This window comes from Streptomyces spiroverticillatus (genome assembly GCA_014650415.1).
In the GTDB taxonomy this organism is placed as follows: domain Bacteria; phylum Actinomycetota; class Actinomycetes; order Streptomycetales; family Streptomycetaceae; genus Streptomyces; species Streptomyces spiroverticillatus.
The window spans coordinates 383,307-397,009 of sequence record BMUX01000007.1 but is presented as its reverse complement, the minus strand read 5'-3'; the positions used below and the strand labels follow the sequence as shown (position 1 = coordinate 397,009).

Here is a 13,703-nt window from a genome sequence, read left to right as displayed (position 1 = left end):
CGCGTACGAGAACAATACCGCACATCAGGACGTGGTTGCGAACGCCTTTACCCAGGTCGCGCCCACCCCGAGGGAGAGGCTTGACCTCAAGTCCACTTGATGTCCGAGGCTCGTGCACATGACGACACAGACGCACGAGAAGCGGACTCCGTACGGATACGAGGACCTCGGCCGCCTGATGGGCCTCATGACGGGCGCCGAGAAGCACGGCCCCGCCGCCACCTCGACGCTGGACGCGCTCTGGGTGCTCTACGACCGGGTGCTGCGGGTGACGCCCGAGACCGCCGGGGACAGGGGGCGGGACCGGTTCCTGCTGTCCAAGGGGCACGGGCCGATGGCGTACTACGCGGTGCTCGCCGCGAAGGGGTTCTTCGGCGAGGAGGTGCTGCCCGGGTTCGGTTCGTACGACTCGCCGCTCGGCCACCACCCGGACCGTCTGCTCGTCCCCGGTGCCGAGATCGGCAGCGGATCGCTCGGGCACGGGCTGCCGTTGGCGGTCGGCACGGCACTGGGCCTGCGGGCGCAGGGGCTGAGGGACCCGGCGGTGTGGGTGCTGCTCGGGGACGCGGAGCTGGACGAGGGCAGCAATCACGAGGCCCTCGCCTTCGCCGGGCCCGCGGGACTCGACCGGCTGCACGCGATCGTCGTGGACAACGCGTCCGCCACGCACGGCTGGCCCGGCGGCATCGCCTCCCGCTTCGAGGCCGCCGGCTGGTCCGCCGCCACGGTCGACGGCCGCGACCACGAGGCACTGTACGCCGCGTTCACCGCCCCGCACCCGGGCCGCCCGCACGTGGTCGTGGCCCGCGTCGAACCCAAGAAGTAGTGCAGCGGACGTCAACCTGCTTACCAAACAAGGGAGTTGACCATGGATACGATGCGGGACCGCTTCATCGCCACCACCTCACGCCTGCTGGACGAGGACCCCAGGGTCGCGGTCGTCCTCGCCGACATCAGCACGGACGGCTTCTCCGCCGCCCGGCGCAGGCACCCGGAGAGGGTGGTGAACGTCGGGATCAGGGAGCAGCTGCTCATCGGGGCGGGTGCCGGGATGGCACTCGCCGGGATGCGGCCCGTGGTGCACACCTTCGCCAGTTTCCTGGTGGAGCGGCCCTTCGAGCAGGTGAAGCTCGACTTCGGGCACCAGGACGTGGGCGGTGTCCTGGTCAGCGCGAACGCTTCGTACGACTGGCCTGCGGGCGGGTTCACCCACATGTCGCCGGGCGACGTGGCGCTGCTGGACACGCTCGACGGGTGGACGGTGCATGTGCCGGGGCACCCCGACGAGGCGGAGGCGCTGCTGCGGCACGCCGTCGCCGACGGGGACGAGCGGGTCTACGTACGGCTGTCGCTCCAGAGCAACGCGCAGGCCCGCGAGGTGCGCGGGGACGGAGGGTTCACCGCCGTGCGGCAGGGGCGCGGCGGGACCGTGGTCGCCGTCGGGCCGATGCTGGACAACGTGCTGGACGCGGTGGCGAGCCTGGACGTGACCGTGCTGTACGCGGCCACCGTACGGCCCTTCGACGGTGCGGCGCTGCGGGCCGCCGGGTACACCGACGTCGTCCTGGTCGAGCCCTACCTCGCCGGAACCTCGACCGCCGCCGCGAACGACGCGCTCGCCGACCTCCCGCACCGCGTGCTCGGCCTGGGTGTCGGGCAGCGTGAGCTGCGCCGGTACGGGGACATGGCCGAGCACCTCGCGGCGCACGGGCTCGACGCGGCCTCGCTGCGGGAGCGGATCGGCGCCTTCCTCGGGCGCTAGCGGGCGTCAGGACTCGGGGTCAGGCCCTCGGGGTCAGGCCCTCGGGGTTCAGGCCTCGGGCTCCGTCAGCTCCGGGTGGAGCGCCAGCAGTTTGCGCGGGGCGACCTGTCGCCAGGAGTCGAGGAGGATGGCGCGGAGCTCCTCCTCGTCCTCCAGGGCGGGCAGGCGGGCCCGCAGCCAGTCGTAGTTGTCGTCGTGTCCCTCCTTGATGAAGAACTTCTCCGGTTCCGCCTCGATCAGTTCGGCCCGCTCCTCCTTCGGGCACTTGAACGCCACCGACCTGTCGTCCTCGCCCAGCGCGGCGAACAGCTTCCCGGCCACCCGGAAGGTGGGGCTGCCCCAGGCGGGCTTCTCCGCTGTGTCCGGCAGGGCGAGCGCGACCCTGCGTACGTCCTCGGCATCGGTCATGGGAAAACCGTACGGGCCACCACTGACAATCGGCCCGAGCAGCAGGACCGAGCGGCCAACGCGGTCAGACGTGCTTGTCGAGCCAGGCCGTCAGGTCGTCCTGGACCTCGGCCCTGTTGGTCTCGTTGAGGATTTCGTGCCGGGCCCCCTCGTACCCCTTCCAGGTGAGGTCCTCGATGCCCGCGTAGCGCAGGTCCTCCAGGAGTTCGTGGACCAGGGTCATGCCCTGGTTGCAGGGGTCCTCGGTGCCGACCGCGAGGTGGAAGGGCAGGTCGGCGGGGATGCGGGCCAGGTTGCGCGGGTCGTTGAGCTTGCGGATGCCGTGCACCCAGTCGAGCGAGAGGCCCGTGCTGAAGGGGAAGCCGCAGCGCTCGTCGGCGGCGTACGCGTCGACCTCGGCCTCGTCGCGCGAGAGCCACTCGAAGCCCGTGCGGTGGGTGAACGCGTCGTTGAAGTTCGCGAACCGGTCGGCGGTGAAGGAGGCGACGGCGTCCCGGCCCTCCGCCTCGGCCTGCCGCTCCAGGTCCGTGATCGCCGCTTCGAGGTCCGTGCCGGGCAGCGAGCGGAAGACCCCCGACAGGATCACCCCGGCGAGCCCGTCCGGGTACTCCTGCGCGTAGTCGCGGGCCAGCATCGCGCCGAGGCTGTGCCCGAGCAGCACCACCGGCACGCCCGGGTGCAGGGTGCGGGCCTGGTCGCCGACCGTGCGCAGGTCGGCGACCATGTTCCGCCAGCCGTCGTCGCCCGCGACGCCGAGCCCTCCGGTGCCGGTGGCGGTCGCGCCGTGGCCCCGGTGGTCGGAGGCGAGGACCCCGTACCCGTGCGAGAGAAGGTGACGGGCGAAACGGTCGTAGCGCTGGGCGTGTTCCGCCGCGCCGTGCGCGATCTGCACCAGGGCGCGCGGGCGTCCGCTGTCGGGCAGCCAGGTGTACGTGGCGATCTGGACGCCGTCGTGCGCGGTCGCCGTGCCGGGGGTGCCGGGAGCGGTCATGGTCGGCCTGCCTCTCTGAGCTGGAGCTGACGGTGGCGGATGGGCTGCCCCCACGGGGGTACGGTGCTGACCCTCCCCCGGACCGGCCCGCTCATGCCAGCCCCCCGCACGCAGTGCCTCAGCCCCTGACCTGCCCCCGCTCGAAGTACGCCACCAGCTCCGGGTCCGGCTCCGCCACCCGGCGCGGTGTGCCGCCGTCGCGCAGCGAGTCCGTGGCCCGGACGCCCGCCGCCACGGCCATGCGTGCCGCCACCGGCGAGGTGTCCGTCGTACCTCCGTCCCGTACGAAGCGCAGGAACTCGTCCACGAGCAGCGGATCCGCGCCCCCGTGCCCTGCGTTGTCCTCGGCGGCCGGGATCTCGTGCGTCTCGTCGGCGTCGAAGCGGTGGCCGGAACGGCGGCTGTTCCACACCTTGACCTGGCCGCCGGGGCCGTCGCCGAAGTTCTCCAGGCGGCCCGCGTCGCCGATGACGGTGTAGTTGCGCCAGTAGTCGGGGGTGAAGTGGCACTGCTGGTAGGCGGCCAGTACGCCGTTGTCGAGGCGCATGTTGAGGAGGGAGACGTCCTCGACGTCGATCACGGGGTTGAGGGCGCGCTGGGTGTGCGGCGGCCAGTGGCCGTCCTTGGTGTACCAGTCGTCGGTCTTGGGCTCGCCCGGTGCGCGGCGGTGCGGGTTGTCGCCGTAGACCATGAGGTCGCCCATGGCCTGGACGTCGCGGGCGTAGCCGCCGGACAGCCAGTGCAGGACGTCGATGTCGTGGGCGGCCTTCTGGAGGAGCAGTCCGGTGGTGTGCTCCCGCTCCGCGTGCCAGTCCTTGAAGTACCAGTCGCCGCCGTAGCCGACGAAGTGCCGTACCCAGACGGTCTTGACCTCGCCGATCTTCCCGGCCCTGATCAGGTCGCGCATCAGGCGGACGACGGGCATGTGCCGCATGTTGTGACCGACGTACAGGCGGGTGCCCGTCTCGTACGCGGTGCGCAGGATGGTGTCGCAGTCCTCGACGGTGGTTTCCAGGGGCTTCTCGACGAAGACCGGTTTTCCGGCGCGCAGGGCCTGGCAGGCGAGGTCGGCGTGGGTGTGGTCGGGGGTGAGGACGAGGACGGCGTCGACGGACGGGTCCTCGATCACCGTGCGGTGGTCGGCGGTCAGGGCCGCGTCGGGGAAGGCCTCGGCGGCCAGGGCGCGGGCCCGCTCGTCGGGGTCGGCGAGGACGGCCACCTGGGCGCCGCGGCCGGGCCGGTGTGCCGTACGGGCGAGGCTGCCGCGCAGTCCGAAGCCGAGGACGCCGATCCGGAGGTCGGGCGGGGCGGGCATGTCCGGTGTGTCGGGTGTTTCGTGTGTGCCGGGTGTGTCCAGCAGATCGGTCATCGTGCGTGCTCCTCGTGCAGAGTCCCCTTGTCCGGTACGGGAGTTGACGTTAGCCCGCATACGTCCCGCAGGGCAGCCCACGCCTCACGCGACACCCCCGCCCCACCCGTCTCCGAGCCCACCCCTATTCGCGGCGCTCGATCTGCGCCATCAGCTCGGCGGCCATCGCCTTGATGGTCTCCAGGCCCTCCCGCCCCCACTGCCGGGGCTTGGTGTCCACCACGCAGATCGCGCCGAGCGCGATACCGTCCCGGTCGATGAGGGGTGCGCCGAGGTAGGAGCGGATGCCGATCTCGTCGACGACGGGGTTGCCCGCGAAGCGCGGGTAGTCGCAGACGTCCTCCAGGACGAGGGCCTTGCGGCGGGCCACCACGTGCGGGCAGTAGCCGTGGTCGCGGGCCATCGCCCGGCCGATCCGCCCGGCGGCGGCAGCGGCGCCCAGGTCGCTGCCGGAGTGGGTGCCGGTGGGGGTGTGCAGCCCGGCGAAGAACTGCCGGTTCTCGTCGATGAAGTTGACCATCGAGTACGGTGCGCGGGTCGCCTCCGCGAGCCGTACGGCAAACGCGTCCAGCATCGGGTCCGGCCGCCCGCCGAGCCCCAACTCCCGGAGCCTGCGCGCCCGTTCGGGCCCTTCCCGGTCGGCTGGGGTGAGCAGCAGATGGCCGATCCTGTCATGTTTCATAGGTGGGCTCCCGTCATGGGTGGGCTCCGTGGGCTGTGGTGGGGGCGGCGGGCGCGTGCGTGAGGAGGTGCTTGACGAGCGTGACGAGGGTGGCGATGCCGGAGGAGGCGAGACGGGCGTCGCAGATGACGATGGGGATCTCCGGGTTGAGGTCCAGGGCGCCGCGCACCTCCTCGGGCTCGTACCGGAAGGCCCCGTCGAACTCGTTTACGGCGACGACGAAGCCGATGCCGCGCTGCTCGAAGAAGTCGACGGCGGCGAAGCAGTCCTCCAGCCGCCGGGTGTCCGCGAGGACGACGGCGCCCAGCGCACCCTTGGAGAGCTCGTCCCACATGAACCAGAACCGTTCCTGCCCCGGGGTGCCGAAGAGGTACAGGACGTGGTCCTTGTCGAGGGTCATGCGGCCGAAGTCCATGGCGACGGTGGTCATGGACTTGTTCTCGACACCCTCCAGGCTGTCGGTGTCGGCACTCGCCTGGGTGAGGAGTTCCTCAGTGCTGAGCGGGTCGATCTCGCTGACCGCGCCGACGAAGGTGGTCTTGCCGACGCCGAAGCCGCCCGCGACGAGGATCTTCAGCGCGGTGGGGAAGACCTCTTCGGGATCGGGGCCACCGCCTCCGCAGCCGTCGCCCTCGTAGCCGTAGTCGCCCCCGTAGCCGGAGCCGTAGTCAGAGTTGTCGTCGTAGACCATCGAGCACTGCCTCCAGCAAGTCGCGGTCGGTCGGGGGGTGTTGGAGGATCGGGGCGTGGGTGAGGACCGCCCCGCAGTCCACCAGGTCGCTCAGCACGACCTTGGTGACGACTGCGGGCAGGCGCAGGTGTGCCGCGATCTCGGCCACCGACATGGGGTCGTCGCACAGGCCGATCGCCTGCGCGTGCTCGGGACCGAGGTGCATGGGCAGGGCGGCACCGGTGGCCATCACCATGGTCAGCAGGTCGAGTTCGACGCTGGGGCGGGTACGGCCGTTGCTGACCGTGAACGGGCGGACGAGCCGGCCTGCCGCGTCGTCGAGCCAGGGCCCGTCCTGCGGGGCCGCCACGTTCAGCGCCCCGGGCCGTTCGGTGCGACGCCCGCCCGTTGCCGCGCCGGGGTCACCAGGTACGGTCGTACGCTCTTGACCAGCATCGCCATCTCGTACCCGAGGACGGCCGCGTCCGCCTCCCGCCCGGCCAGCACGGCCAGGAAGGTGCCCGATCCGGCAGTCGAGACGAACAGCAGCGTCGAGTCCAGCTCGACCACCACCTGCCGGACCTCGCCGCCGTCGCCGAACCGCATTCCGGCGCTGCGGCCCAGCGAGTAGAGCCCGGAGGCGAGGGCGGCCATGTGGTCGGCGCTGTCGGTGTCGAGGCCGTGCACGGACTTCACCAGTCCGTCGGAGGAGAGCAGTACGGCGCTGCGGGTGTACGGAACCCGTTGTACGAGTCCGCTCAACAGCCAGTCCAGGTCGGTCGCTTGGCCGGTCGGCGCGTCGCTCGCCATGGGGGTCACTCCTTGGGGGTGGGGAAGTGCGTGTCGTGGGGATGTGCGGACTCGGGACCTGCGGTGGACGCGTCGTTGTCGGGACGCTCCTCCGTGCGCGGGTCCGCCGCCTCCGCCAGTCCGATGCCGCGCTGGAAGGCGGCCATCAGTCCGGGGTCGTGCAGCACGGGCTGCTCGTCGTCCTTGCGCGGGGCGGGTCCGTCCTTCAGTTGCGGTACGAGGTTCTCCTGGCTCCTGCGCCTCGGCAGCCGGGGCCTGCTGACCCGGCCGCGCACCGCACCGTCGGGCGTGGTGCGCGCGGTGCTGTGCACCGGCTCGGCGGGAACGGTGAACTGCGGCGGGGAGGTGAGCCCGTGGGTGACGCCGGGCACCGCGGCGGCCGGGTTGGGCCGGTCGGTGTGCTGGCCGCGCACGGGGAGCGGGGTGTTGCCGGTGGTCGTGGAGGGGGTGGCGGCGGGTGCGGACTGCGGCGGTTCCTGGTGGGGGACGGTGCCGGGTTCCTGGGTGCCTGCCCGCTCCCTCTTCCGGTCCCGTTCGCGCTCGCGCTCGCGCTCCCGCTCGCGCGAGGGCAGCGGCGGCGCGGTCTGCTGCGCGGCGGGCGCACCGGATATCGGGGGCGGGTCGGCCTGCGCGGAGGCGGCGGCCGGCTGGCGGGACGTACCCGTACCGGCGGTGTCGTGCTCCTCGCCGAGGAGGGATTCGGGGAGGACGAGCACGGCCTGGACGCCGCCGTAGATGTTGTTCTGGAGGCGGACGGCGATGCCGTGCCTGCGGGCCAGTGCGGACACCACGAAGAGGCCGATCCGGCCGTCCTGGAGGAGGTGCTGGACGTTGACCTGGTCGGGGTCGGCGAGCAGGGCGTTCATCTTGTTCTGCTCGGTGACCGGCATGCCGAGCCCCCGGTCCTCGACCTCGATGGCGAGCCCGGCGGTGACGAACTGGGCGCGCAGCAGCACGGTGGTGTGCGGGGCGCTGAACACCGTGGCGTTCTCCACGAGTTCGGCGAGCAGGTGGATGATGTCGGCGACCGCGTGGCCGCGCAGGGTGCCGTCGATCGGCGGCACCAGCTTGACCCGCGAGTACTGCTCGACCTCGGCGATCGAGGAGCGCATGACCTCGCTCATGGAGACCGGGTTGCTCCACTGGCGACGCGAGATGGCCCCGCCGAGCACGGCGAGGTTCTCGGCGTGGCGGCGGATGCGGGTGGCCAGGTGGTCGACGTGGAAGAGGCCCTTGAGCAGGTCCGGGTCCTCGACCTCGTTCTCCAGCTCGTCGAGGAGCTGGATCTCGCGGTGCACGAGGGACTGAAGCCGCCGTGCGAGGTTGACGAAGACCTCGACCTTCTGGTCGGTGCCCGCGCTGCTGGAGAACTTGGACGCCTGGACGACGGCGGTCACCGCCGCGTCGTGGGCGCGCCCCATCTCCTGGGCGAGCTGGTCGAACTCGTCGCCGCCGCGCGGTGCGCCGGGCGGCACGGTGCGCCGTATGTCGGGCTCCTCGCCGCGTCGCAGCGTGTCGACGACGGCGCGCAGCTCGTCCTGGCGGCGGGCGCTGGTGCGGCGCAGTTCGGCGCAGCGCTGCGTGACCGAGCGGGCCGCCCGCAGGGCGGCCACCACGGCGACGAGCACGGCGACGGCGGCGAGCACGGCGGCTGCCGCGAGGCCGATCCATAAGTTCTGGGTCGGACGGACCCCGGCGGTGCGGACCGTGTGCAGCACGGCACCGGCGCCGCTGAGGGCGACGACGACGGCGGGCAGTACGGCGGCGCGGAGCATCTGGGGACGCAGCTGCGCTTCGGGAGTGGACGCCGCGGGGGGACGGGCTCCCGGCCGGCCGTGCCGCCCGCCCTCGCGGCGGTCTGCTCGCGCGGCTGGTGCGCGAAGATGAGACATCAGCGTCCTCGGTACGTGGGGCCCCACGGATTCGGCGTGCAGGGCCCTCCTGGTCTCAGGGCCTGCGTCCGGTCCGGTTTCCGGGGCCGGAGCAGGGCTGGGCTCAACTCGGGTGATGCGGGCCCCCGTTGATCACCGGGCACTCACAGTAGTCGGGAACATTCCATGGGTGAGGGGCAGTTGCCAAACTTGCCCGCCCGGCGTCCCGCTCTGGTATGAGCGTTCGTACGGGCAGACGAAAACCGGCCGCCCCCGGGATGCGGGGACGACCGGTGTGCGGTGCTGCATGACAGCTATGCGGACGCCGCTGTCTCCTTCTGTACGACGACGGGGGACGTCACCGTCGCCGAGGCGGCCGGGGTTTGCGCACCGGGCCTGCGGACCGCGACGCCGCGCCACCAGGGGGTGGACGGCACGGACTGCGACGTGGGTTCGAAGGGCTCGCCCGGGCACGGCAGGGCGATCGCCGCACCGGCCTTCGCGGCGGCGGTGACGGTGCCCTCGCCCGGCTCGTCCCACGGGTGCGGGGCGAGGTTGAAAGTGCCCCAGTGGATCGGCAGCATGACGCCGTGCGGGCTGCCGCCCTGGAGGTCGAGGTGGGTGCGCATGCCCTCTTCGGGGGTCATGTGGATGTCGGGCCAGTGCGGGCTGTAGGCACCGATCTGGATCATCGTGGCATCGAACGGTCCGTGCACCGCGCCGATGTCCTTGAATCCCTCGAAGTAGCCGGTGTCACCGCTGTGGAAGATGCGGTGCTCGGGGCCCGCGACCGCCCAGGACGCCCAGAGGGTGTGCTGTTGGTTGCGCAGGCCGCGGCCGCAGAAGTGGCGGGCCGGGGTGGCCGTCAGGGTCAGCCCGGCGACCTCGGTGGACTCGTTCCAGTCCAGCTCGCGGATGCGGCTCTCGGGGATGCCCCAGTGCTCCAGGTGCGCGCCGACGCCGAGCGGGACCGCGAAGAGCGCGCCGCTCGCCTTGAGGGCGCGGATGCTGGGCATGTCGAGGTGGTCGTAGTGGTCGTGCGAGATGACGACGACGTCGATGTCTCCGAGGGAGGCCAGCGGCACGGGCACGGGGTGCAGCCGCTTGGGTCCGGCGAAGTCGAACGGGGAGCAGCGCTCGCTCCACACCGGGTCGAAGAGCACCCGGCTGCCGTCGATCTCGGCGAGGACGCTGGAGTGGCCCATCCAGGTCAGGCGCAGCCCGGAGGCGGGCGGCTCCTTGATGTCGGCGAGAGTGGTGGCGTGCACGGGCACGGTGCCCGCGGGTGCGCGCAGGACCCGCTCGTCCTTGCGGAAGTACGTCTTCAGCAGGCTGGAGGTCGATTTGGGCGAGGGGCGGGCGGCCCGGGTGCCTTCGGGGTTCTGGAAGACGCCGTCGGCGAAGTTCGGCGAGCGGCGGATGCGTTCCATGCGCTCCCCGGCGGGATCGGCTCCGAACGCCGCGGTCCTCAGCCCTCGCAGTTTTTCGCGCAACGGCTTCTGCGGGGAATCCGCACTGGTCACGGCACCTCCAAGGGGTCGACTTCATTCCATTATGTGCACCCGTGTGCGACGTCCGGGAAACGGGCCCGTGACGGTCGGCCGCCGAAAGGGGGGCGCTTTCTTCAGGGAGAACGGTCGCTGCGCCGCTCGTATGCCCGGCCGTCCTCCCTGTGGAACACGCGTCGACCGCCGAGCGGTCAGTCCAGCTCGTACACGGCGGTCACGACGACCTCGTCCTTCACCTGGCCCGGGGCGACGGGCACCGACGGCGGCGCGTCGGCGAGCGCCCCTGCGGGCACCTCGACCGGGCGCGGTCGGCCGGGGTCGGACTCGGTGAGCGAGACCAGCCTGCCGAGCGAGCGGCCGCTGAGGCGGGCGTGCTGGGCGGCCTTCTCCCGGGCGTCGAGGTGGGCGGCCCGGCGGGCGGCGGCACGCAGCGGCGCGGGATCGGCGACGTCGAAGGTCACCCCGCTGACCCGGCCCGCGTTGCCCGCCGCGTCCATGGCGGCCTGGATGACGGCCCCGGTGCGGGAGAGGTCGCGCACGCGGACCGAGAAGCCCTGTCCGGCCTGGTAGCCGGTCAGCCGCTGATTGCCGTTGTCGTACTGGTACACGGGGTTCAGGGAGAGGTTCTCGGTGCGTACGTCGCGGTCGGCGACGCCCTGGGCCCGGACGGCGGCGAGCAGCGCCTGGGCGGCGGTCGACTGGGCGGCCAGCGCTTCCTTCGTGGTCAGCGCGGTGGCCTCGACGCCCATGGCGACGAAAGCGGTGTCGGGGGTCGCGGTGGCCTCCCCCGATCCGGTGACGGTCACCGTGGCGGGTGCGGGGTGCGAAACACCGGCCGTGGCCGGGGCCGAGGCGAGCGCGGACGCGGGCACGGCACCCGCGACGAGCAGGCCGCCCGCGAGGGCGGTGGCGACGAGCACACGCGAGGGAATCAGGCGCGGGGCGGGCGGGAGCAGGGGCATGGAGGGGTGGGTCCTTCCGGGAGCCGGAGCCGCGAAGCGCCCCGGCGGAACAGAGTGGGGGGACATCCCAGCAGCTTCGGGTCCCGGCAGATCCGCGCCACCCCGACGGCACCGGCCAAGTTCACCCTCCGGAAGCCCCTGGCTGGCGTTCCGGTGTGGGGACCGGTAAGGGGTACGAACCCGCCATACTGGGCCGCGACGGGGAGTTGCGGGGCAGGAGAGGGGAACGTGGTGGCTCAGCAGGGGCAGCGGCAGGACGGTCCGCACGAGAACGGCAGGCACGACGTCCTGGTGATCGGCGGCAGCGGCGTGGACACGGTGGTGCGGGTGGACCAGCTGCCGGTGCCGCTGGCGGACTCGGTCGGGGTGGCCCCGATCACCGAGTGGCCGGGGCACACGGGCGGCAACGTCGCGCTGGGCCTGCGGGCGCTGGGCCTGGGCGTGAAGTTCCTGGACGTGATCGGGGACGACTGGATCGGCGGGCAGGTGCGCGAGCGGCTCGCCAAGGGGGATGTCGACTTCGAGCCGCTGATCTCTCCGGCGGGCACCCGGCGGGCGGTCAACCTGGTGGACCCGACGGGCCGGCGGATGTCGTTCTACGACGCCCGCGACCCGGAGGACCTGCGGATGCCGCACGACTTCTACGCGCCGCACGTCCGCCGGGCCCGCCACGTCCACGTGTCGATCATGGGCTTCGCCCGGCACCTGCTGGACGACCTGGTGGCCTCGGGCGTCCCGCTCTCCACCGATCTGCACGACTGGGACGGCGTGGCCGACCACCACCGCGACTTCGCGCTCCGCGCCGACCTGGTGTTCCTGAGCGCCGCCGGTGCGGGCGAGCGGATCGGCGACGTGATGCGGGAGATCCTGCGCGAGGGCCGGGCCGAGGCCGTCGTGGCGACGGCGGGCGCGGGCGGTTCGTACCTGCTGACCCGTGACGGCGGCAGCACCCCGCGACCGGTGGCGGCGACCGTCCCGCCCGCCCCGGTGGTCGACTCCAACGGTGCGGGCGACGCGTATGTCTCGGGGTTCCTGTACGGGCGTCTCGCGGGCCGGAGCCTTCAGGAGTGCGCCCGGTTCGGCGCGCTGGCGGGGGCGTACGCCTGCACGGTGCCGGGCAACACCTCGCTGATCGGCCCCGAGGCGCTGCTGCCGGAGCCGGCGGACCCCACGGCGTAGGGGCCCCGGCGCGCACCTCGCCAGATCCGGCCCCGTCAGGTTTGGCGCAGTGGTGTGTACACGTCTCCTTCCAGTCCGAAGGTCCAGGCGACTCCCTCCTTCGCGGTCCTCGTGGTGGGCGGCACCCGCAGCCAGTAGGTGCGGTGGGTGCCGTCGGGTTCGGCGGTGGAGTTGACGACCTCAACCATCACCGCGTCCTCGTCGTCCGGCAGGGCGATCCGCCAGAGGATGCCGGTCTCGTCGCGGTGCACGGGCTCGGCCCCGGACTCGGCGAGGTAGCGGTCGTAGCCGTAGAACTCCAGCATCACGCGGCGCAGTTCGGCGTTCTCCTCGTCCCGGATCCGCTGCGGCGTCAGCCCGGCCAGCTCGTCCAGGAACTCGGCGGGCACCGGCATGCCCCGCCAGGCGTACAGGGCGAAACCGTCGGGGTAGGCCAGGGCGGGGCCTTCTCCGCAGTCCAGCCGTCCGGCCTCGTCGCGGTGGAGAGCGACGGGGCGTTCGCTGATCACCACGGCGTTCTCGTACGGCCACCACCAGCCCGCGTTCCGGGCGACCAGGGACAGGCCCGCGAGCCGGTCGCCGCAGCCCTCGAACGCGGAGAGCCAGGCCGCGTCGTGCTGGCCGAGCACGGCGTCCAGGAGCAGCATCCGCACGTCCGCCGCGTCCTCGGGGCGCACCGTCAGGTCCTCCACGACCGCCGCCCGTATCCGGTCGGCGAGCGCCCGGGTCGGGTCCCAGAGCCGTGCCCCGGTGGCGGACCAGTGGGCGGCCCAGCCGGCGGGCCCCAACTCGTCGTGCACCCGCCGCCGTTCCTCGGCCCAGGGGGCGGTGCGGACCTCGTTCCGTACGGAGCGGCCCGCGTCGGCGAGTATCTCGACGGCCTGGACGGCGGCCCTGGGCGAGTCGGCCCAGACGATCCGCGTCGGCTCGGCGAGGCCCGCCGTGCGGTAGGCGAGCCGTACGCCCTCCTCCGCCGCGGCCCTGTCGGCGGCTCCGGTGGCGGCGGCCACCTCGCGCCAGTCGTGCGTGTCCCGCGTCTTCAGCTCCTGCATGTCCGAACTCCCCGTTCTCTGTTGCCCATTGCTCTGTTCCTCGCGGCCGGTGTCCGCATGCCGTGTCCGCCCGTCAGTGTCAGTCGGCGACGACACGGAACGCCCCCGGCACGTACTCCCGCTGACGCACCACCCGGTACCAGCCCTTCGGCAGGGGTACGACCGCGTGCTCCTCGTGCACGACCCGTCCGCCGTCCGGGAGATGGAGCAGCATCGGGTCGAACGGCCCGCCTTCGCGCACCAGTCGGCCGGGGCCCTGCACCGCGTGCGCATGGCCCGTGACTTCGCCCAGGGCCAGCACCAACCGGCCCCGCCCGTCGCGCGATTCACCGGGCGCCCCCACGGCGTACGCGGGCACCGCCGACTCCTCCAACGGCACGATCAGAACGTCCCCTTGCCGGTACACAGCTCTCCCCTTCCCAGACCGCCACCCGCTGTG

15 protein-coding genes are annotated in these 13,703 nt (G+C 72.5%); 3 read left to right on the top strand and 12 right to left on the bottom strand.

Annotation, left to right across the window (positions count from 1 at the left end):
* Positions 1 to 118 precede the first annotated feature (118 nt).
* Positions 119 to 826 carry a thiamine pyrophosphate-dependent enzyme gene (locus IE269_RS21130; RefSeq protein WP_189824596.1) on the top strand — a complete coding sequence of 236 codons (708 nt, stop codon included), beginning with the start codon at positions 119 to 121 and terminating at the stop codon, positions 824 to 826.
* A gap of 42 nt (positions 827 to 868) precedes the next feature.
* A complete protein-coding gene (locus tag IE269_RS21125; protein WP_189824595.1) occupies positions 869 to 1,762 on the top strand; it encodes a transketolase family protein in 894 nt (297 codons plus the stop codon).
* A gap of 48 nt (positions 1,763 to 1,810) precedes the next feature.
* Here IE269_RS21125 and IE269_RS21120 read toward each other — a convergent pair whose 3' ends face one another.
* The 10 genes from IE269_RS21120 to IE269_RS21075 form a co-directional block, all read right to left on the bottom strand.
* Positions 1,811 to 2,170: an MmcQ/YjbR family DNA-binding protein gene (locus IE269_RS21120; RefSeq protein WP_189824594.1), complete on the bottom strand. Its 360-nt coding sequence runs from the start codon at positions 2,168 to 2,170 to the stop codon at positions 1,811 to 1,813.
* 64 nt (positions 2,171 to 2,234) lie between these two features.
* Positions 2,235 to 3,161 (bottom strand): alpha/beta fold hydrolase, encoded by a 927-nt coding sequence (locus IE269_RS21115; RefSeq protein ID WP_189824593.1) that lies wholly within the window; start codon positions 3,159 to 3,161, stop codon positions 2,235 to 2,237.
* Positions 3,162 to 3,279: 118 nt separating this feature from the next.
* The gene (locus IE269_RS21110; RefSeq protein ID WP_229898027.1) at positions 3,280 to 4,476 is read right to left on the bottom strand and encodes a Gfo/Idh/MocA family protein; all 1,197 of its coding nucleotides are present in this window, start codon (positions 4,474 to 4,476) and stop codon (positions 3,280 to 3,282) included.
* Between the two features lie 178 nt (positions 4,477 to 4,654).
* Positions 4,655 to 5,212, bottom strand: coding sequence for a GAF domain-containing protein (locus IE269_RS21105; RefSeq protein WP_189824591.1), 558 nt, complete (start codon positions 5,210 to 5,212; stop codon positions 4,655 to 4,657).
* 13 nt (positions 5,213 to 5,225) lie between these two features.
* The gene (locus IE269_RS21100) at positions 5,226 to 5,903 is read right to left on the bottom strand and encodes a GTP-binding protein (protein ID WP_189824590.1); all 678 of its coding nucleotides are present in this window, start codon (positions 5,901 to 5,903) and stop codon (positions 5,226 to 5,228) included.
* Entirely contained in the window at positions 5,881 to 6,252 is a 372-nt protein-coding gene (locus tag IE269_RS21095) for a DUF742 domain-containing protein (RefSeq protein WP_189824589.1), read from the bottom strand. Before IE269_RS21095 ends, IE269_RS21100 begins: the two co-directional genes overlap by 23 nt.
* Positions 6,253 to 6,254: 2 nt before the next feature.
* Positions 6,255 to 6,692: a roadblock/LC7 domain-containing protein gene (locus IE269_RS21090; protein ID WP_189824588.1), complete on the bottom strand. Its 438-nt coding sequence runs from the start codon at positions 6,690 to 6,692 to the stop codon at positions 6,255 to 6,257.
* A gap of 5 nt (positions 6,693 to 6,697) precedes the next feature.
* A complete protein-coding gene (locus IE269_RS21085) occupies positions 6,698 to 8,584 on the bottom strand; it encodes a sensor histidine kinase (protein WP_189824587.1) in 1,887 nt (628 codons plus the stop codon).
* A 293-nt stretch (positions 8,585 to 8,877) separates the two neighbouring features.
* Positions 8,878 to 10,086: an MBL fold metallo-hydrolase gene (locus IE269_RS21080; RefSeq protein ID WP_438817589.1), complete on the bottom strand. Its 1,209-nt coding sequence runs from the start codon at positions 10,084 to 10,086 to the stop codon at positions 8,878 to 8,880.
* Positions 10,087 to 10,262: 176 nt separating this feature from the next.
* The gene (locus tag IE269_RS21075; RefSeq protein WP_189824585.1) at positions 10,263 to 11,033 is read right to left on the bottom strand and encodes an SIMPL domain-containing protein; all 771 of its coding nucleotides are present in this window, start codon (positions 11,031 to 11,033) and stop codon (positions 10,263 to 10,265) included.
* 288 nt (positions 11,034 to 11,321) lie between these two features.
* Here IE269_RS21075 and IE269_RS21070 point away from each other — a divergent pair, with 288 nt between their 5' ends.
* On the top strand, positions 11,322 to 12,212 hold the full coding sequence (locus IE269_RS21070) for a carbohydrate kinase family protein (protein ID WP_189824726.1): 891 nt from the start codon (positions 11,322 to 11,324) through the stop codon (positions 12,210 to 12,212).
* A gap of 35 nt (positions 12,213 to 12,247) precedes the next feature.
* Here IE269_RS21070 and IE269_RS21065 read toward each other — a convergent pair whose 3' ends face one another.
* Together IE269_RS21065 and IE269_RS21060 are read right to left on the bottom strand one after the other, a co-directional pair.
* Entirely contained in the window at positions 12,248 to 13,264 is a 1,017-nt protein-coding gene (locus IE269_RS21065; protein ID WP_189824584.1) for a DUF6745 domain-containing protein, read from the bottom strand.
* Between the two features lie 79 nt (positions 13,265 to 13,343).
* On the bottom strand, positions 13,344 to 13,670 hold the full coding sequence (locus IE269_RS21060) for a hypothetical protein (RefSeq protein ID WP_189824583.1): 327 nt from the start codon (positions 13,668 to 13,670) through the stop codon (positions 13,344 to 13,346).
* Positions 13,671 to 13,703 lie beyond the last annotated feature (33 nt).

Excerpts from the sequence above, each read along its gene's own strand:
- IE269_RS21100 (WP_189824590.1), bottom strand. The coding sequence starts at position 5,903 with ATGGTCTACGACGACAACTCTGACTACGGCTCCGGCTACGGGGGCGAC.
- IE269_RS21075 (WP_189824585.1), bottom strand. The coding sequence starts at position 11,033 with ATGCCCCTGCTCCCGCCCGCCCCGCGCCTGATTCCCTCGCGTGTGCTC.
- IE269_RS21085 (WP_189824587.1), bottom strand. The coding sequence starts at position 8,584 with ATGTCTCATCTTCGCGCACCAGCCGCGCGAGCAGACCGCCGCGAGGGC.
- IE269_RS21130 (WP_189824596.1), top strand. The coding sequence starts at position 119 with ATGACGACACAGACGCACGAGAAGCGGACTCCGTACGGATACGAGGAC.
- IE269_RS21120 (WP_189824594.1), bottom strand. The coding sequence starts at position 2,170 with ATGACCGATGCCGAGGACGTACGCAGGGTCGCGCTCGCCCTGCCGGAC.
- IE269_RS21115 (WP_189824593.1), bottom strand. The coding sequence starts at position 3,161 with ATGACCGCTCCCGGCACCCCCGGCACGGCGACCGCGCACGACGGCGTC.
- IE269_RS21090 (WP_189824588.1), bottom strand. The coding sequence starts at position 6,692 with ATGGCGAGCGACGCGCCGACCGGCCAAGCGACCGACCTGGACTGGCTG.
- IE269_RS21105 (WP_189824591.1), bottom strand. The coding sequence starts at position 5,212 with ATGAAACATGACAGGATCGGCCATCTGCTGCTCACCCCAGCCGACCGG.
- IE269_RS21110 (WP_229898027.1), bottom strand. The coding sequence starts at position 4,476 with ATGCCCGCCCCGCCCGACCTCCGGATCGGCGTCCTCGGCTTCGGACTG.
- IE269_RS21065 (WP_189824584.1), bottom strand. The coding sequence starts at position 13,264 with ATGCAGGAGCTGAAGACGCGGGACACGCACGACTGGCGCGAGGTGGCC.
- IE269_RS21125 (WP_189824595.1), top strand. The coding sequence starts at position 869 with ATGGATACGATGCGGGACCGCTTCATCGCCACCACCTCACGCCTGCTG.